The 16243-nt window shown below is 65.4% G+C and carries 18 protein-coding genes; 9 read left to right on the top strand and 9 right to left on the bottom strand.

The annotated features are described in order from the left end of the window. Positions 1–6: 6 nt before the first annotated feature. From paaA to NO363_RS03460, 6 genes are read left to right on the top strand one after another with little or no spacing between them, the layout of a single operon-like run. Positions 7–948 (top strand): 1,2-phenylacetyl-CoA epoxidase subunit PaaA, encoded by a 942-nt coding sequence (gene paaA / locus NO363_RS03435; protein ID WP_256686908.1) that lies wholly within the window; start codon positions 7–9, stop codon positions 946–948. 15 nt (positions 949–963) lie between these two features. Then, complete coding sequence (gene paaB, locus NO363_RS03440; RefSeq protein WP_007742494.1) at positions 964–1278, top strand: 1,2-phenylacetyl-CoA epoxidase subunit PaaB; 315 nt, start codon at positions 964–966, stop codon at positions 1276–1278. Continuing rightward, positions 1278–2138 carry a 1,2-phenylacetyl-CoA epoxidase subunit PaaC gene (gene paaC, locus NO363_RS03445; RefSeq protein ID WP_256686909.1) on the top strand — a complete coding sequence of 287 codons (861 nt, stop codon included), beginning with the start codon at positions 1278–1280 and terminating at the stop codon, positions 2136–2138. The genes paaB and paaC overlap by 1 nt, the downstream gene beginning before the upstream one ends. Then, on the top strand, positions 2131–2559 hold the full coding sequence (paaD, locus tag NO363_RS03450; RefSeq protein WP_256686910.1) for a 1,2-phenylacetyl-CoA epoxidase subunit PaaD: 429 nt from the start codon (positions 2131–2133) through the stop codon (positions 2557–2559). Before paaC ends, paaD begins: the two co-directional genes overlap by 8 nt. Then, a complete protein-coding gene (paaE, locus tag NO363_RS03455) occupies positions 2559–2729 on the top strand; it encodes a 1,2-phenylacetyl-CoA epoxidase subunit PaaE (protein WP_256686911.1) in 171 nt (56 codons plus the stop codon). Before paaD ends, paaE begins: the two co-directional genes overlap by 1 nt. 12 nt (positions 2730–2741) lie before the next feature. Beyond that, positions 2742–4259, top strand: coding sequence for an aldehyde dehydrogenase family protein (locus tag NO363_RS03460; protein ID WP_256686912.1), 1518 nt, complete (start codon positions 2742–2744; stop codon positions 4257–4259). A gap of 36 nt (positions 4260–4295) precedes the next feature. On the opposite strand, the gene NO363_RS03465 is transcribed toward NO363_RS03460, so the two are convergent. From NO363_RS03465 to NO363_RS03480, 4 genes are all read right to left on the bottom strand, one after another. Then, positions 4296–4649 carry a Zn-ribbon domain-containing OB-fold protein gene (locus tag NO363_RS03465; RefSeq protein WP_256686913.1) on the bottom strand — a complete coding sequence of 118 codons (354 nt, stop codon included), beginning with the start codon at positions 4647–4649 and terminating at the stop codon, positions 4296–4298. After that, a complete protein-coding gene (locus NO363_RS03470) occupies positions 4646–5812 on the bottom strand; it encodes a thiolase C-terminal domain-containing protein (RefSeq protein ID WP_256686914.1) in 1167 nt (388 codons plus the stop codon). Before NO363_RS03470 ends, NO363_RS03465 begins: the two co-directional genes overlap by 4 nt. A 107-nt stretch (positions 5813–5919) precedes the next feature. Then, the gene (locus NO363_RS03475) at positions 5920–7446 is read right to left on the bottom strand and encodes a class I adenylate-forming enzyme family protein (RefSeq protein WP_256686915.1); all 1527 of its coding nucleotides are present in this window, start codon (positions 7444–7446) and stop codon (positions 5920–5922) included. A gap of 77 nt (positions 7447–7523) precedes the next feature. After that, complete coding sequence (locus tag NO363_RS03480; RefSeq protein ID WP_256686916.1) at positions 7524–8291, bottom strand: SDR family NAD(P)-dependent oxidoreductase; 768 nt, start codon at positions 8289–8291, stop codon at positions 7524–7526. Between the two features lie 107 nt (positions 8292–8398). Between NO363_RS03480 and NO363_RS03485 the strand changes: the two genes are divergently transcribed. Beyond that, the gene (locus tag NO363_RS03485; protein ID WP_256686917.1) at positions 8399–9244 is read left to right on the top strand and encodes an SDR family oxidoreductase; all 846 of its coding nucleotides are present in this window, start codon (positions 8399–8401) and stop codon (positions 9242–9244) included. Between the two features lie 112 nt (positions 9245–9356). After that, entirely contained in the window at positions 9357–10136 is a 780-nt protein-coding gene (locus NO363_RS03490; protein WP_256686918.1) for an SOUL family heme-binding protein, read from the top strand. Between the two features lie 10 nt (positions 10137–10146). Here NO363_RS03490 and NO363_RS03495 read toward each other — a convergent pair whose 3' ends face one another. Beyond that, positions 10147–10281, bottom strand: a complete 135-nt coding sequence (locus tag NO363_RS03495) for a DUF7128 family protein (protein WP_256686919.1) — start codon at positions 10279–10281, stop codon at positions 10147–10149. A 78-nt stretch (positions 10282–10359) separates the two neighbouring features. On the opposite strand from NO363_RS03495, the gene NO363_RS03500 reads away from it, so the two are divergent. Next, positions 10360–12501 carry a CDC48 family AAA ATPase gene (locus tag NO363_RS03500; protein WP_256686920.1) on the top strand — a complete coding sequence of 714 codons (2142 nt, stop codon included), beginning with the start codon at positions 10360–10362 and terminating at the stop codon, positions 12499–12501. A gap of 33 nt (positions 12502–12534) precedes the next feature. Here the strand turns inward: NO363_RS03500 and NO363_RS03505 are convergent, their stop codons facing one another. From NO363_RS03505 to NO363_RS03520, 4 genes are all read right to left on the bottom strand, one after another. Beyond that, positions 12535–12777, bottom strand: coding sequence for a hypothetical protein (locus NO363_RS03505; RefSeq protein WP_256686921.1), 243 nt, complete (start codon positions 12775–12777; stop codon positions 12535–12537). 95 nt (positions 12778–12872) lie between these two features. Next, complete coding sequence (locus NO363_RS03510) at positions 12873–13754, bottom strand: winged helix-turn-helix domain-containing protein (RefSeq protein WP_256686922.1); 882 nt, start codon at positions 13752–13754, stop codon at positions 12873–12875. Between the two features lie 67 nt (positions 13755–13821). Then, the gene (locus NO363_RS03515) at positions 13822–15225 is read right to left on the bottom strand and encodes an aryl-sulfate sulfotransferase (RefSeq protein WP_256686923.1); all 1404 of its coding nucleotides are present in this window, start codon (positions 15223–15225) and stop codon (positions 13822–13824) included. A gap of 118 nt (positions 15226–15343) precedes the next feature. Beyond that, positions 15344–16240, bottom strand: a complete 897-nt coding sequence (locus NO363_RS03520) for a bile acid:sodium symporter family protein (RefSeq protein WP_256686925.1) — start codon at positions 16238–16240, stop codon at positions 15344–15346. Between the last annotated feature and the right edge of the window lie 3 nt (positions 16241–16243).

The following is a 16243-nucleotide window of genomic DNA, read 5'->3' on the forward strand; positions in this document are numbered from 1 at the left end:
GTACCAATGGACCTCGACACAGTGAAAGAGCGCGCCGGGCCGCGCCAGTTCAGCCCGGACGACGACATGCCGCGGAAGTACCGCGAGGCGGCGACGCGGATGATCCAGTTCCACGCGAACTCGGAGATCATGGGTGCGTATCTCGAACGGCCGTTCATCCGTGAGGCCCCGAGCCTCGACCGCAAACTGGCCTACTCGGCGAAGACCCAGGACGAGCTCGGCCACGGCCAACTGTTGTATCGAGCGGCCGAGTCGCTGGGAATCAAGACGCGCGAGCAGATGCTCGACGAACTCGCCAACGGGGAGGGGAAGTTCCTCAACTGTTTCCACTACCCGATGGAGTCGTGGGTCGAGACGCCGATGATCGCCTTCTTCGTCGACGGCGCGGCGATGCGCCGGCAGGCCACCCTCAAGCGAACGAGCTGGGAGCCGTACGCCCACGCGATGGACAAGGTCGTCTTCGAGGAGGGGTTCCACATCAAACACGGCGAGTCCATCCTGAAGGAGCTCGCCACAGGCTCGAAACGCGAACAGGAGATGGTGCAGGACGCCTTCGAGACCTGGTGGCCGCGCATCATCCAATTCTTCGGGCCGACCGACGACGACTCGACCCATCACGACTTCTCCGCCGAGGTCGGGCTGAAGCAGATGACCAACGACGAGCTCCGGCAGTCGTTCCTCAACCAGTATCTCCCGAAAGCCGAAAAATACGGGCTCGAGATCCCGGATACGCCGACCATCGAGCAGGACGAGAATGGGAATTATCGGGTCGCCGAGGACGAACTCGACTGGGAGGAGTTCTTCCAGATCGCCAAAAACGAGTACGATCCCGGTCGGGGCCAGATCAACTCGCGCAAGCGCGCCCACGACGCGGTCGAGTGGGTTCGCGAGACGCTCGACGAGTACGAAACCACCACGAGCGGCCACGCGCCGCAGGCGGCCGACTGAGATGAGTACTAACAGATGATTTGGGAAGTGTTCCGACAGGAGGGAGCCGGCAAGTACCACACCCACTGCGGGAACGTCCACGCGCCGGATCGCGAGATGGCGCTCATGTTCGCACAGATTCAGCACGGCCGGCGCAAGCCCACCCACAGCATCTGGGTCACGCCACAGCAGGAGATCGGTGAGGTGAACGAGGACGGCGCGACCTTCGGCGGCACCACGGACAAGGGCTACCGCTGGGCGACCCAGTACAACATCACGGCCGCCGCCGAGGAGGTCGCAGACTCCGAAAGCGAGCAGGCCGACGCCGAGAAGGAACGGGGGCGGCGCTGATGGCCACCACCGAGAGCCTCTCCGGGCCGAACGATCTCGACGAGCGCGAGCGCGCGGCCGTCGAAAGCCTGCTCTACCGGCTGGCCGACGACGAGTTCGTCCTCGCTGACCGCTACACCGACTGGCAGGTGCGCGCGCCCACGGTCGAATCCGACATCGCGATCGCCAACATCGCCCAGGACGAACTCGGCCACGCGCGGCTCTGGTACGACCTGCTGGAGGACTTCGGCCACTCCGAGCCGGACCTGATCTGGGAGCGCGACCCCGATAGCTTCCGGCACAGCACGCTCTGTGAACTGCCCTTCGCCGAGGGCGATTGGGCCGACGCCATCGTGCGGAGCTATCTCTACGACGAAGCGGAGATCCTTCGATTGCGGGCGCTCGAAGACTCCTCGTACCCGCGCATCCGTGACCGCGTCGGCAAGGTGATGGGCGAGGAGGACTATCACCGCGAGCACGCCGAGAACTGGCTCCGCCGGCTCGTGGGCGGCGACGAGGGACGCGAGCGCGTCCAAGACGCCGCCGACGAACTGTTTCCCTACGCGCTGACGCTGTTCGAGGAAACCGAGGACGACGAAGCGATCGACGACCTGGGGATCCGCACCCGCTCGCTTGCCGATATGCGCGACGAGTGGGTCGAGACCGTCACCGGGACGCTGACCGAGGTCGGGATCGACGCTCGCGCACCCGCGACCGATGAAGACGGACGGGTGGTGAGCGACGAACTACCCGATCACGTCGGGCGGGATGGCGACCACACCGATCACTGGACGACTCACTACGACGAGATCACGAACACCTACCGCGAGCTCGGTCGCGATCACGCGGCGCGGCTGATGGAGGATCCCGACGATGAGTAGCGAGTCAGGTATCGATCCCGAGTTCGACCCGGACGCCAAATACTGTGCGTACACCGACTACGAATCGGGCGAGACCGTCGAAGCGCTGCCCGCGACCGGTAAGGGAAGTACCGGGATCGAGCGCGCGGTCTGGGACGCGCTCTACGAGATCGACGATCCCGAGATGCCGATCAGCATCGTCGATCTGGGGCTGATCTACGGGGTCACGGTCGACGAAGGCCACGCACGGGTCGACATGACGCTTACCTACACCGGGTGTCCGGCGCGCGACATGCTTCAGGAGACCGTTCGCAAGCGAATCGCGGCGGTCGAGGGCGTCGACGATGCCGAACTGCGGCTCGTCTGGTCGCCCGAGTGGACCGTCGAGATGGTCACCGAACAGGGCAAAAACGACCTCCGGGAGTTCGGGTTGAGCATCTGATGAATAGAACTACGGACCCGAGCGTCGAGACCACAGGGAAAGACGAGCGGGCTGAGTGCCCGTACTGCGAATCGACGAACACCGAGCGCGAGCATCCGAAAGGGCCATCGCTCTGTCGGTCGATGCACTACTGTCACGACTGCAACCAACCGTTCGAGAAGTTCGAATAATCACTCATTACAATGTCTTCAGAAACACAGCAGATCGACGATAGCCGCGACGAGATCAAGGACCGCCACCGCGAGGCGCGCGACGAACTGCTCGCCGACTCGTACGACCACTACATCGGCGGCGAGTGGGTCGAAAGCGCTTCGGGCGAAACCTTCGAGACGCGCGACCCCACGACGGGCGAGCTGCTCGCGGAGGCACAGGCCGGCAACAGCGAGGATGTCGACCGCGCGGTCGAGGCAGCGTGGGAGGCCTACGAGACCGAGTGGGCCGACACCGACGGGACGAAACGCCAGCGCCTGCTCACCGAGATCGCCGATCGCATCGAGGAGAATCGAAGCGAAATCGCGCGGATCGAGACGCTCGACAACGGCAAACCGATCCGCGAGGCGCGCGCCGACGTCGCGCTCGTCGCCGACCAGTTCCGCTACTTCGCGGGCGCGGCCCGCACGCACGGCGGCGAGACCGTTCCCTCGGGAAGTGGCAAATCGATCCAGACGCTCCGCGAACCCTACGGTGTGATCGGCGCGGTCGTGCCCTGGAATTTCCCGCTGCTGATTGCTTCATGGAAGCTCGCGCCGGCGCTGGCCGCCGGCAACTGCGTCGTGCTCAAACCCGCCGAACAGACCCCGCTGTCGATCCTCAGAGTCATGGAGGAGATCGACGACGTGCTTCCCGATGGCGTCGTCAACGTCGTGACGGGCTACGGCGAGGAGGCGGGCGCGCCGCTGACGGGTCACTCCGACGTGCGAAAGGTCTCCTTCACGGGATCGACCGCGGTCGGCAAGGAGGTCATGAAGGCCGCCGCGGAGAACGTCGCGGATGTGACCCTCGAACTCGGTGGAAAGAGCCCCGTGGTGGTGTTCCCGGATGCCGACGTCCAGCAGGCGGTGCGGGTGATGATGATCGCCATGTTCTACAACACCGGCGAGTGTTGCACCGCTGGAACGAGACTATTCGTCCACGAGGAGATCTACGAGGAGTTCATGGATGCCTTCGTCGAGAGCGCCGAGGGGCTCCGGATGGGCGATCCGCTCTCGAAGGATACTCGATTGGGCCCCAAAGTCTCCGAGGAGCAGGTCGAGCGCACGCTCTCGTACATCGAGCAGGCCAGGGAGGACGGCGCACGGATCGTGACTGGTGGGAAGCAGCCCGAAGACGACGCTCTCGCGGACGGCTGTTTCGTCGTCCCCACGGTGATCGACGAGATCGACCACGATTCCGAACCCGTGCAGGAGGAGATCTTCGGCCCCGTGGAAGAGGTCTTCGCGTGGTCGGACTACGATGAAATGATCGAGCAGGCCAACGACGTCGATTACGGGCTCGCGGCGGGGCTCATCACGAACGACCTGTCGAAGGCGAATCGCGCCGCACGGGACATCGAGGCGGGCAACATCTGGGTCAACCAGTACAACGACTTCCCCGCGGGCCAGCCGTTCGGCGGGTTCAAACAGTCGGGTATCGGCCGCGAGCAGGCCGAAGAGACCCTCGATCACTACTCGCAGACCAAGACGATCAACATGAATCTGTAGCGCCGAGCGCTCCCGACCGACTGCTGTCGTCCAGGACTACTCGGCGCGGAAGACCGGTGCGATCTCCCCTGATTCGTCGATAGCGCCGTCGAAGACCACGCGATCGCCGATCTCGACGTCACCCTCAATCCGGGCGGTCACGCGCGCGCCGTCGAGTTGCACAGTCCCAACCTGATACGGGCCCTCGAAGCCCGTCGGCGGCACCTGGACCGTCGTTTCCGAATAAACCTCGCCCTCTTCGGGGAGTTCGGTCGTTTCCAGATCGCGGCCGCCACAATCGTTACAGACGGCGAACGGCGTACCGTAGGTCGCCCCACAGTCACCACAGCGCACGCCGAGCAGGTCGCCGTCTTCGAGTGCTGCTGTCCAGCCGTCGTGCGTGAGGCTCATCCGCGCACCTCCATAACCGACACGACAGTTGTCGCGGCGTCGCCACCAAGATTGTGCGCCACGGCCTTCTCCGCGCCGTCGATCTGGCGTTCGCCAGTGTCACCCCGGAGCTGTTCGGTGAGTTCGACGATCTGCGCAGTCCCGGTAGCGCCGATCGGGTGGCCCTTCGCCTTCAGCCCGCCCGAGGGGTTGATCGGTCGGTCGCCGTTCATTCCTGTGCGCCCCTCCGCGGCTGCGGAACCACCCTCGCCGTCCTCGAAGAAGCCGATCGCTTCGCTCGCCATCACCTCGGCCCCGGTGAAGCAGTCGTGAACCTCGGCGAAGGCCATTTCATCAGCACTCGTCCCCGCCTGCTCGTAGGCCTGCGCGGCGGCGTCGCGGGCGGCCTGCGTCGCGTGTGGGACGGGTTTCGCGCTCAACGGGACGACGTCCGTCGCGTGGCCGACGCCGCTCACGTCCACAGGGTCATCGAACGAGTCGGCGCGGTCGTCGCTCGTGACGATCACGGCGCTCGCACCGTCCGAAAACGGACAGCAGTCCATCAGGTGGAACGGATCGGCGACGATGGGCGAGTCGAGCACCTCTTCGACGGTCGTTTCTTTGCCGAAGTGGGCGTTCGGATTACGAGTCCCGTTTTTGTGGTTCTTCACGGCGACGTGGGCGAGCTGCTCCTCGGTCGTACCGTGTTCGTGCATGTGGCGTTTGGTGAGCAGCGCGAACACGCCCGGGAAAGTGAGTCCTGTCGGCTGCTCGTAGTGGCGATCCGAAGCGGAGGCGAAGATGCGCGTCATCTCGCCAGTGCCCAACCCTGTCTCGGGCGTGCAGCGCTCGACGCCACCCACCAATACTGTGTCGTGGATCCCCGCCTCGACGGCCTCGACGGCGTTCTTGAACGCGTTCGCGGAAGTCGCACACGCGTCCTCGTAGCGCTGGCAGGGCACGCCCGCGAGACCGACCTGGGAGGCGACCCCCGGGGCGAGATGGGTGTCGTTTTCGGTCTGGCCGCCCATCGCGTTGCCGAAGTAGAGCGCGTCGATCTCGTCCGGATCGACCCTGGCGTCGTCGTACGCGCCGAGCGCCGCCTCGGCGAACAGCTCCGACAGCGTGCTTTCGTGGACGCCGAACGTCGTCATGTCGGCACCCACGACGCTTGCTCGTGTCATCAACAATGGTTGGAGATGGTTGCACAAAGGCCTACCGAGGTGGAGTGCAGCGCAGTCGCGCTGCGTTTCGCTTTCCGTTCGACGAATCGACGACGATCGAGAACGAACTACGACAGCTGACTCTTGATGACTTTCCCGGTGGGATTGCGCGGGAGGCTCTCGCGGAACTCCACCTCGCGCGGGAGTTTGAACGCCGCGAGACGGTCCCCGACGACCGATCGAACCTCATCGGTGGTCATCGAGATCCCCTCGCGGAGAACCACCACGGCTTTGACGCGCTCGCCCCACGTCTCGTCGGGAACGCCGACAACACCCGCCGCGGCGATGTCTTCGTGGTCTTCGAGGGCGGCCTCGATTTCGGTGGGATAGACGTTCTCGCCGCCGGAAACTATCATGTCGTCGTGTCTATCGACGAAATAGACGAACCCCTCCTCGTCGCGGCGCACGAGGTCCGATGAGACGAAATACCCCTCGTCGTCGAACACGTCGTCGGTCTTTTCGGGCATCCCGAGATACTCGCGGAACGCGGTCGCACCTTTGTAGGCCGCACGACCGACCGCCCCCTGTTCGACCTCCGCACCGTCGTCGTCGACGATTTTGAGTGTGACGTTGATGATGGGCTTGCCGATGCTGTCGGGTTTTTCGAGCGCGTCCCCGGGATGGAGAATGGTCGTCACCGGCGACAGCTCCGTCTGGCCGAACACTTCGTAGAGATCTGCATCGAAAGCGTTCATCACGGTCCGTTTGAGCTCCTCGCTTGAGGGGGCCGCACCGGTCATGTACGACTCGAACGACGAGAGATCGTACTCCTCGAAACCAGCAACGGCGAGCATCGCGCGGCTCATCGTCGGAACGAAAAACGAACCGGTGATGTTCGCTTCGTCGATGATTTCGAGGGTGCGAACGGGGTCGAACTCCTCGACGAGATGGGTCGTGGAGCCGGCATAGAAGGTGTTGTTGAACACCCCGAGCGCCGCGATGTGGAACAGCGGTGTGACGATGAGGAATCTGTCTGCGTTTTCCTCGAATCCAGCGCTGTACACCGTATTCACCGAGTTCTGGAGCAGATTGTCGTGGGTGAGAACACAGCCTTTCGGTTGCCCCGTCGTTCCGCTGGTGTACAGCAACGCTGCATCGTCCAAGCGGTTCGGCACCACGTCGATGCGCTCGTCTGCTGCGGCGTCGCGGGTGGTCCGGAAGTCGTCCGCGAACGATGGCGTGTCCGCGCCGACGTAGAGATACTCTTCGACCGGTGTCTCGCTCTCTCGAACGGCGTGGATGGTCGATGTGGCGTCGCTATCGAACACGCAGAGACACGCCCCGCTGTCGCGGAGAACGTAGCCGACTTCTTCGTCCTTGAACCGATGGTTGACCGGGACCGGCAGCGCGCCGAGTTTCATCGCGCCGTAGTACGTCTCCAGCGTTTCGACGTTGTTCTGCATGTACACTGCAATCCGGTCGCCCGCCTCGACGCCGCGCTCGCGGAGCAGATGTGCTACTCGGTCGACGCGCTCGTTGAACTCGGCGAAGGTGAGCGACTCGGAACCCGTCTCGGTCTCCATCACGAGACAGTCCTCGTCGGCGTGTCGTTTGGCGTTCGCCTCCGCCACGTGGCCGAACGTGAGTCCGCGCATAATAGTCATACGATAGCAGTTCACATATAACTGTGTCCTGTAACTACTGGCCCGCCATTTGGCCAGAGATCACTCGGTCAGTGGGCCGCGTAGCCCCCGTCGACGACGTGGATCTCGCCGGTGGCGTACGAGGCCGCCGGGCCTGCGAGATAGATCGCCGCGCCGGCGATCTCCTCGGGATCGGCGAACCGATCCTGTGGGATCTCGGCGAGGAGCTCCTCGTGGATCGATTCGTTTCCCCTGACGCCCGCGGTGAATTCGGTCTTCACGTAGCCCGGGGCGATCGCGTTGACGCGGATGGCGGGTGCCCACTCGACGGCGAGGGTTCGCGTCATGCCGACCAGCGCGTGCTTCGAGGCCGTGTAGGGGACCTGGTGAGGGAGCCCGACGACCCCGCCGACGCTGGCGACGTTCACGACGCTTCCCTCGCCATCGCGCTCGTCGATGCGGCGGGCGAACTCGCGCGCACAGCGGAAGGCCCCGGTCGCGTTCACGTTCATGATCTCCTCCCAGGTCTCGATCGCGAGCTCCCGAGCATCGCCGAAATACGGGTTCGTGCCGGCGTTATTCACGAGTACGTCGACCGGACCGAACACGCCCTCAGCACGGTCGAACGCCGCCTCGACGTGGGCTATCTCGGTCACGTCCGCCGTGCAGGTGACGGCCTCGTCTCCGTTCGTCTCGATGCGCTCAACGGTCGCTTCGAGATCGTCTTCGGAGCGCGCGAGCGCGACCACCCTCGCTCCGGCATCGGCCATCGCGACGGCGATCTCCTCGCCGATGCCGCGGCTGGCACCCGTCACGAGCGCGACTTTCCCGTCGAGCGAGAACCGTTCGAGTTCCATGACCCTTCTCCGCCAGCGGGAACCATAAGCGTCGAGCCGACGTTCGAGAACTGTCACGAACAATCAGTCATAGCCAGTGTTATGGGAACGCCCCACAGAGCCAGCGTATGGCACTGGCGACTCCGGACCTGAGCGGTCACACGGCGTTCATCACCGGTACGACGCGGGGCATCGGCAAGCGGATCGCGCTCGCGCTCGCCGAGGCCGGCTGTAACGTCGTCTCGACGGGCAAGACCGTCGACGACAGCGATAGCGATCTCGACGGGACGATCCACGAGACCGCCGCCGAGTGCGAGGAGCGCGGCGTCGACGCACACGCCATCCAGCTGAACCTGCGCGACGAGCAGCAGGTCGAGGCGGCCGCCGCCGAGGCGATCGACGTCTTCGGCGAAGTCGATATCGTGATCAACAACGCGAGCGCCATCCAGATGGCACCCGTCGAGGAACTCCCAGCCAACCGGTTCGACCTGTTGACCGACGTGAACATCCGGGGGACCTATCTCACCTGTCGGGCGTTCGCTCCCCATCTCCAGGAGATCGGTGGCGGGCAGATCCTGACGAACGCGCCCCCGGTGAAGATGGATCGTGCACCCGGCGAGGCGGCCTACGCGTGGTCGAAGATGGGGATGACGTTCGTGACGCTCTCGCTCGCGAGCGAACTCCGCGGAACGGGGATCTCGGCCAACAGTTTCTGGCCCGTAACGGCCATCGACACGCGCGCGACGCGCTACTTCGGCATGGGAACGGAGGACGACTGGCGCTCGCCGGCCATCGTCGCCGATACCGTGCTCGAACTGCTCGACCGCGACGAGGAGTTCACCGGCAACGCCGTCTACGACGAGGACGTGCTCCGCGAGGCCGGCGTCACCGACTTCGAGCGCTACAACTGTACCGAGGGCGATCCGACCCCGCTCTCGGCACAACTGTTCGATCCCGACTACGAACGGCTGTAGCTGTCCGTTCCGCCCGTAGTGGGGAAGGAGAGAGGGGGAAGGGAGAGGAGAGGGAGAATCGTCGAGCCGGAACGAGCGATACAGCCTTCAGTCGTCACCGTTTCGTCTGTCCATGAATCGAGCACGGCTCGGAGCGATCGGTGCAGTGACGGTCGGGAGCGCACTCGCGGTCTGGAGCGCCTTTGGAGTGCTGCGCTCGCGATCGGCCGAACGGGTCGACTACACCGTCGAACGGACGATCGACGACCGGACCGAGATCAGGCGCTATCCGGAGCTCGTCCGCGTCGAAACAACAGGCGACTCGACACGCGAGGCGTTCGGTCGGCTGTTCGACTACATCCAGGGAGCGAACGAGTCGCGATCGGACGTCTCGATGACCGCTCCCGTACGGACCGACGAGGGCACTGGCGAGAACGCTGGCGATGACAAGGGGGCGGGGGAGGAAATCGAGATGACCGCACCCGTGCGGACGGCGAACGGTGCCGATTCGGAATCGGTGTCGATGACGGCTCCCGTCCGTACCGATACGGGCGATGACGGCGTCGAAATGGGGTTCTATCTGCCGTCGAAATACACGCCGAACACCGCGCCGCGGCCGACGAACTCGCAGGTGTCGCTCGCGGTCGAAGCGCCACGCTCGGTGGCGACGCGGCGCTTCTCCTGGTGGCGGCCCGACTGGCGGACGCGCCGACAGGCGTCGAAACTCTTGGATTCGCTTGCCGACAGCGACGTCGAACCCGTCGGCGAACCGTTCAGTCTCGGATACAACGACCCATCCACTCCGCCCTTCCTCCGAACCAACGAGGTCGCCGTCGACGTCGAGTGGGCGGACGCGGTGCCGACGGCGGAGGCGTCCGGTGGCGAGGACGCACCGGATCTCGGTGGCGATTAGCGACTAGCGATCACTGGAGATAGCTCGGGTCCTCGGCGTCACAGGCCTCCTCGTGCTGTGCGGCCTCCTGGTCATCGTCGAACATGAGCCCGCAGTGTTCGCACTCGTGCCACGTGGTCCCGTCACGCTCGGTTTCGACCACCATACCGGATGTGGACCATCGACGACCAAAGGTGTTGTCCCCAGTGGGAACGCTGAAGGCTGTCGGTCCGCCAGTCGGAGTATGGCCGGTGGGGACGCCGACGGCGTCGAACTTACTGTCGAAGGTGCACAGAAGCGGGATGCGGGTCGGGGCGTCGCACGCCTGCCGGAGGCGGCCCGACACACGCTTGGCGTGCTGAGCGGCGACACGGTCGTCATCGACGGCGAACGCGCCACGGTGGCAAAGGTCTGGCCCGCGAGCGGCGACCTCGCCGGCGATCGAGTCCGTATCGACGCCGATACACGGACGAACGCGGGCGTGACCGTCGGCGACTCCGTTACCGTGTCGCCCGTCACGGTCGCCGAGGCGACGCGCGTGACCGTCGACGTCCCCGAAACCCTCGATGCGGACGACGATCTCACCGCACTCGTCACACGCGCGCTGCTCGATCGCCCGATCAAGGCCGGCGAGCAGCTGCGCATCGAACGACTCGGGCCAGCGCCGCTCACGATCGAGTCGACTACGCCCGAGGGCACCGTCCGCGTCACGCAGGAGACGACGATCGCGCTTCGCGGTGGGGCCGATCTCGAAACGGACACGACGACCACGACGAACGCGACGCCGACGACGGGAACGACCGACGCGAGCGAGGGAGCGGCTCGGGTCACCTACGAGGACATCGGCGGGCTGGACGAGGAGCTCGATCAGGTGCGGGAGATGATCGAACTCCCGCTCTCGGAGCCTGAACTGTTCCAGGAGCTCGGTATCGAGCCGCCCTCCGGCGTGTTGCTTTACGGGCCACCAGGGACGGGCAAGACGTTGATCGCGCGGGCGGTCGCCGGCGAGGTCGACGCCTTCTTCACGACGATCTCGGGCCCGGAGATCGTCTCGAAATACAAGGGTGAATCCGAGGAGAAGCTCCGCGAGGCGTTCGATCGGGCCGAGGAGAACGCTCCCTCCGTCGTGTTCATCGACGAGATCGACTCGATCGCGAGCGCGCGCGGCGACGACGCCGACATGGAGACGCGCGTCGTTGCCCAACTCCTCACCCTCATGGACGGCCTGGAGAACAGGGGACAGGTCGTCGTCATCGGCGCGACGAACCGGGTGGACGCGATCGATCCCGCACTCCGCCGGGGCGGACGGTTCGACCGCGAGATCGAGATCGGCGCGCCCGGCGAGGCGGGCCGGCGGGAGGTCCTTGACGTGCACACCCGCTCGATGCCGCTGGCCGAGGACGTCGATCTCGATCGGCTGGCCGCCCGCACACACGGGTTCGTCGGCGCGGATCTCGAATCGCTCGCCGTCGAGGCGGCGATGGCGGCACTCAGACATCGCACCGAGCGCGATTCGCTCGCCGTCACCCGCGCGGACTTCGAGACGGCGATGGCGGCCGTCGATCCCTCGGCGATGCGCGAGTACGTCGCCGAGAACCCGAACGCGGGCTTCGACGACGTCGGCGGATTGGACGGCGCGAAAGCCACGCTTACCGAGGCCGTCGAGTGGCCGCTATCCTACAGCGCGCTGTTCGAGGCGACCGCGACCGACCCGCCGGCGGGCGTGCTCCTCCACGGGCCGCCCGGAACGGGGAAGACGCTGCTCGCCCGCGCGCTCGCCGGCGAGAGCGACGTGAACTTCATCTCCGTGGCGGGGCCCGAACTGCTCGATCGGTATGTCGGCGAGAGCGAGAAGGCCATCCGGGAGGTGTTCGCCCGTGCCCGGCAGGCCGCCCCGGCGATCGTCTTCTTCGACGAGATCGACGCCGTCGCGGGCGGGCGCGGCGAAACCCACGAGGTGACCGAGCGAGTCGTCTCACAACTCCTGACCGAGATCGACGGGCTGGCCGAGAACCCGAACCTGATGGTGCTCGCTGCGACCAACCGGATGGACGCCATCGATCCCGCACTGCTTCGGCCGGGCCGCATCGAAACGCACATCGAGGTGCCGGCTCCTGACGAGGCCGCCCGCAGGGCGATTTTCGCCGTCCACACCGACGACAAACCCGTCGCCGAGGACGTCGATCTCGATCGGCTGGCCGCCGACGCGGAGGGGTATTCCGGGGCCGACATCGAAGCGCTCTGCCGGGCAGCCTCGATGGCCGCCATTCGCGAGGTCGCCGGAGAGTACAGCCCCGACGAGGCCACTGCACACGCCGACGAGGTGCGCATCACCGCCGAGCATTTCACGGACGCCCGTGAGTCGATCACACCGACGTTCGAGTGATCGATCGAGAAGCCGAGTAAGAGAAATCCGTGTTCAGGCCGCTTGCCGCGCCCGCAGCAGGTCCTGAACGACCCGCCGTCCGCGCCGCACCAGCAGGGCCGCCAGCCCGACGAGCAGTGCGAGACCTGCCGCGAGCGCCGGGTTGGCGAGCAGCCAGAGGAGAACGGGCACGAGCGCCATCGCCGCGTAGACGAGCGCCACGTCCTGGAGACTCACCTGTGCGTTCGATCGTCGGTTCCGCTCGATCCGGCCGTGTCGCGTCGTTCGTCCCCTCATACATGTAGTGAGAAGGGACACGCGACCAAAAGTATAATCTGGAATACATTTTTGTAACGCGCGTTACTGAAATCGGCTTCAGTAGTTGTGGCCGTTCAGATCGTGCTGCGGCGGGTCTCGACCAGCGAGAGATCGCCGTCGAGGGTCGCGTGGAGCCGTTCGTCGTCGAGGTCGATGGCGAGTTCGAGCTCCCAGGGATCGGTCGAGCGCACGGTGGTATGATCGTCGCTCACGCACCAGTCGAGCCGCCAGTACGGCGTCGCCCCGAGGTCGACGTCGTGATCGCGGTGGAAGGCGACGACCGGCGAGCGATCGAGCAGGCTCAGGCCGATCGCCGAGCAGAGGCTGTGATCGCACTGCTCGCAGACGTGATCGGCGCGGATACCCACTCCGAGACAGCACTCGCCCTCGTCGGATATCGTGGTGGTCATCCGTCCGCTGCACTCGGGACAGACCCCGTCCTTGGCAAGACAGTGGAGATGGCGCACCCGTTGGTCGAACGCTTCGAGGACCTCCTCGTTCGTGCGGTCGTTGAGCCCGCCCGGCGGGAAGGAGTACTCGCCGTGGGCGCGGCCGCAGTCGGGACAGTCGAGCGAGAGCATCTCCTCCTCGTAGCTCGCGACGAGCGGTTCGCCACACCGGGTGCAGCCGTCCGCGATCACGAACGGCTCGACCCGGGGATGTTCGGTGAACGAACCGGCGAGCACCGCGCGGACGACTTTCGCGCCGGCGGTGCGGAGCTCGTACCCCTCCTCGACCTTCCGCACGTACTGATCGGTGAGCTTCCCCAGATGGTAGTTGAACTGCGCGCTGTCGCGCATGCCGACCATCTCGTTGAGCGTCGAGAAGCGGACGGGCTCCTCCTCGGCCCGCCAGAGCGCTTCGAGGATGCTCAATCGGGTCTCGTTCCCGATGAGCGCGAACGCGTCGGCCGGCGCGACGCAGTCGACGCACTCCTGGATGTCAGGTGTACTCATGGCTGTCCTACCGCGACCGGCAGGATAAGTGTTTTTTCGATATACTGAGACGGCTCGGCTCCTTCGATCACCGGCGTTTCAGACCGTCACGAACGCCGCCGACCGTCCGCACGAACCGTCGGCGGATGCGCCGGCGCTGATAGATGCTCTCACCAACCGCCCAGCCGAGCGAGACGAGCAGACCCACGCCGAGAACCGTGAAGGCCCAGGTCGGCAGCCACGTCGGTTTGAGCCACGGTGCGACGTGATTCCAGCGCACGGCGAGCTCGGTGAGTTCGCCCGGGAGCGGTGTCGCGGACACTACGCCGCCCACGACGGCCGGTATCGAGGGCAGGACCGTCTCGCGGCTCCCGCCGTGGACGGTCACGGCCCCGGTGGCGTTCTGCTCGCGGATCGTCGGCCCGTTCGGCTCGTCACCGTGGGCCACCCGTTCGGCGTCGTAGGTCGCCCAGGGCGCGTGCATCTCCCAGACGATCTCGCCCGCCGACGTGACCTCGATCACCCGATGGTTCATCGAATCGACGACGAGCGTGTTGCCGTTCGGGAGGCGATCGGCGTCGCGCGGCCAGTTCAGTCCCCCCGAGAGCGTCCACGTGCGCTCCCAGCTCCCGTTGCCTGGCGGACCGCCCGTGCGCGCGTACTCGACGATCCGGTCGTTCTCGGAATCGGCCACCAGTATCGTGGGTGTGCCGTTCGCGCCGTCGAGATAGGACGGGTTGTGCTGCTCGAACATGGTCGAGTGGTCGTCGTCGCTGCCGAGGCGCAGGTCGATCTCCTTCGTCGAGCGATTCACGGCGATGACCTGGTCCATGTTGCGCACCGAGACGAGGAACTCGCCCTCCTGGAACTCGTCGACGTCGTTGACGTGCGTCCAGTCCTTCGTTTCGATCCCGTCGTCGGCGCTCGCCGGGTAGTGGTTCTTGAACTGCCACTCCCACGTCACGTTCTCGGTCGTCCGATTGTAGACGAACACGCTGTCGTTGCTCGTCGATCCGGTGTCGTAGTTGATACCCGCGACGAGCAACTCGTCGCCGTTGATCAGATCGACGTCGTGGATGTCCGGACTGTCGAACCGCTCGGTCCAGACTCGCTCGCGGCTCTCGGGGTCGAACTCGTAGACGACGGTCGTCCCCCGGACGGGGTTGACGACGAGCAGGTTGCCGTTCGGCAACGGATCGACGTCGTAGAACCAGTTCGTCCGGTCGTCGGGACCGTCGTGGGTCCAGTTCACCGATCCGTTCTCGTCGACCGAGACGAGCCGCGCGGGACGGTTCGGCAGCGACATCCCCTGGGCGTGCCAGCCCTGACTGGAGATGACCGTCTCGCTATCGGGCGTGGTGCTCGTGACGCCGCGTTTGAGCGTCGGTTCCTCGTACGAGAGTGCCAGCACGCCGCTGAGGAGCACCAACGAGAGCACGACGATCCCGAGCAGCCCTCGAACGAGCCAGCGACGGGACGGCATCCCGGCCATACGAAACGCTGTTCGGGGTCACATGATAGCCGTTACGAAAACTCGGAGTGGTACGTCGAGACCCCTCTTGCAAGCGGTAGCCGGCCGCGTTCGCTACGATAGCGTCTTCACAGCGACGTCATCGAGCGAAATATCGCGCGAGACCGGCACTCGTGGCCATTTCGACGATACCGAAGACGACGGCGGGTAGTGAGGCGCGCGCCGGCAGACCCGCCGCAACGACGAGCGCGGCTGCAACCGCAAAGTCCCGCATCCCGACCGAGAGAGCGACCGCGATTCGTTCGTCCCGGGGTCGGTGTACGGTCCCGAGCCAGCCGACTCCGTAACCGAGGAGATTGAGAACAACGACACCGGCACCGACGACGAACAGCACCGTCCTACTCGAACGGATCACGGCGGCGTTGGTCGCGGTCACGCCGCCGATGACGAGAATCACCATCAGTGCTGACACGGATGGATAGTAGTCGTCGTATCGTTTGACGCGCTCGGGCCGCCACGCACGAACGCCGACCGCGAGGAGCATCGGCCCGACGACGGCAATCAGCAACTGTTCGACGAGCGGGACCGTCGAGACACCGATGCCACCGACGAGTACCACGACGACGGCTGGGATGAACGCGATACTCCCGATGCCGATGGCCGCAAGCGCCGTCGCCGAAAGAGCGGTGTCACCACCCGCGAGTTCGGTCATGACTGGCGTCACGAGTTCGGGGGTGACTGCCCCGAGAACGACGAAACCGACGGTGAGTTCTGGTGACAGTTCGAGACCGCGAGCAATGGCGAACGCGAGAAATGGCATCGTCACGTGACCGAGAAGAGCGGTCCCAAGGGTCCGTCCCTCGACCTGCCGGAACTGCTCGACAGAGAGCGTCAGCGAGATGCTGCCGATCATCACCGCGAGGATACCAGTTAAAACCTCCGTCACGACCGCCACGCGTGGAACGGCGATTCCGAGACCAACTGCGAGGAGAACCCACAGGAGAAGGTAGTCCTCAATGATAGCCGTTAGCCTCATTTC

Origin of the sequence: Halococcus qingdaonensis (genome assembly GCF_024508235.1) — an archaeon.
In the GTDB taxonomy this organism is placed as follows: Archaea; Halobacteriota; Halobacteria; order Halobacteriales; family Halococcaceae; genus Halococcus; species Halococcus qingdaonensis.

Coding starts and splice junctions, on each gene's coding strand:
- paaD (WP_256686910.1), top strand. CDS start 2,131: ATGAGTAGCGAGTCAGGTATCGATCCCGAGTTCGACCCGGACGCCAAA.
- NO363_RS03460 (WP_256686912.1), top strand. CDS start 2,742: ATGTCTTCAGAAACACAGCAGATCGACGATAGCCGCGACGAGATCAAG.
- paaB (WP_007742494.1), top strand. CDS start 964: ATGATTTGGGAAGTGTTCCGACAGGAGGGAGCCGGCAAGTACCACACC.
- paaE (WP_256686911.1), top strand. CDS start 2,559: ATGAATAGAACTACGGACCCGAGCGTCGAGACCACAGGGAAAGACGAG.
- paaC (WP_256686909.1), top strand. CDS start 1,278: ATGGCCACCACCGAGAGCCTCTCCGGGCCGAACGATCTCGACGAGCGC.
- NO363_RS03480 (WP_256686916.1), bottom strand. CDS start 8,291: ATGGAACTCGAACGGTTCTCGCTCGACGGGAAAGTCGCGCTCGTGACG.
- NO363_RS03520 (WP_256686925.1), bottom strand. CDS start 16,240: ATGAGGCTAACGGCTATCATTGAGGACTACCTTCTCCTGTGGGTTCTC.
- NO363_RS03510 (WP_256686922.1), bottom strand. CDS start 13,754: ATGAGTACACCTGACATCCAGGAGTGCGTCGACTGCGTCGCGCCGGCC.
- NO363_RS03495 (WP_256686919.1), bottom strand. CDS start 10,281: ATGGTGGTCGAAACCGAGCGTGACGGGACCACGTGGCACGAGTGCGAA.
- NO363_RS03515 (WP_256686923.1), bottom strand. CDS start 15,225: ATGGCCGGGATGCCGTCCCGTCGCTGGCTCGTTCGAGGGCTGCTCGGG.
- NO363_RS03475 (WP_256686915.1), bottom strand. CDS start 7,446: ATGCGCGGACTCACGTTCGGCCACGTGGCGGAGGCGAACGCCAAACGA.
- NO363_RS03500 (WP_256686920.1), top strand. CDS start 10,360: ATGGCCGGTGGGGACGCCGACGGCGTCGAACTTACTGTCGAAGGTGCA.
- NO363_RS03465 (WP_256686913.1), bottom strand. CDS start 4,649: ATGAGCCTCACGCACGACGGCTGGACAGCAGCACTCGAAGACGGCGAC.
- paaA (WP_256686908.1), top strand. CDS start 7: ATGGACCTCGACACAGTGAAAGAGCGCGCCGGGCCGCGCCAGTTCAGC.
- NO363_RS03505 (WP_256686921.1), bottom strand. CDS start 12,777: ATGAGGGGACGAACGACGCGACACGGCCGGATCGAGCGGAACCGACGA.
- NO363_RS03490 (WP_256686918.1), top strand. CDS start 9,357: ATGAATCGAGCACGGCTCGGAGCGATCGGTGCAGTGACGGTCGGGAGC.
- NO363_RS03470 (WP_256686914.1), bottom strand. CDS start 5,812: ATGACACGAGCAAGCGTCGTGGGTGCCGACATGACGACGTTCGGCGTC.
- NO363_RS03485 (WP_256686917.1), top strand. CDS start 8,399: ATGGCACTGGCGACTCCGGACCTGAGCGGTCACACGGCGTTCATCACC.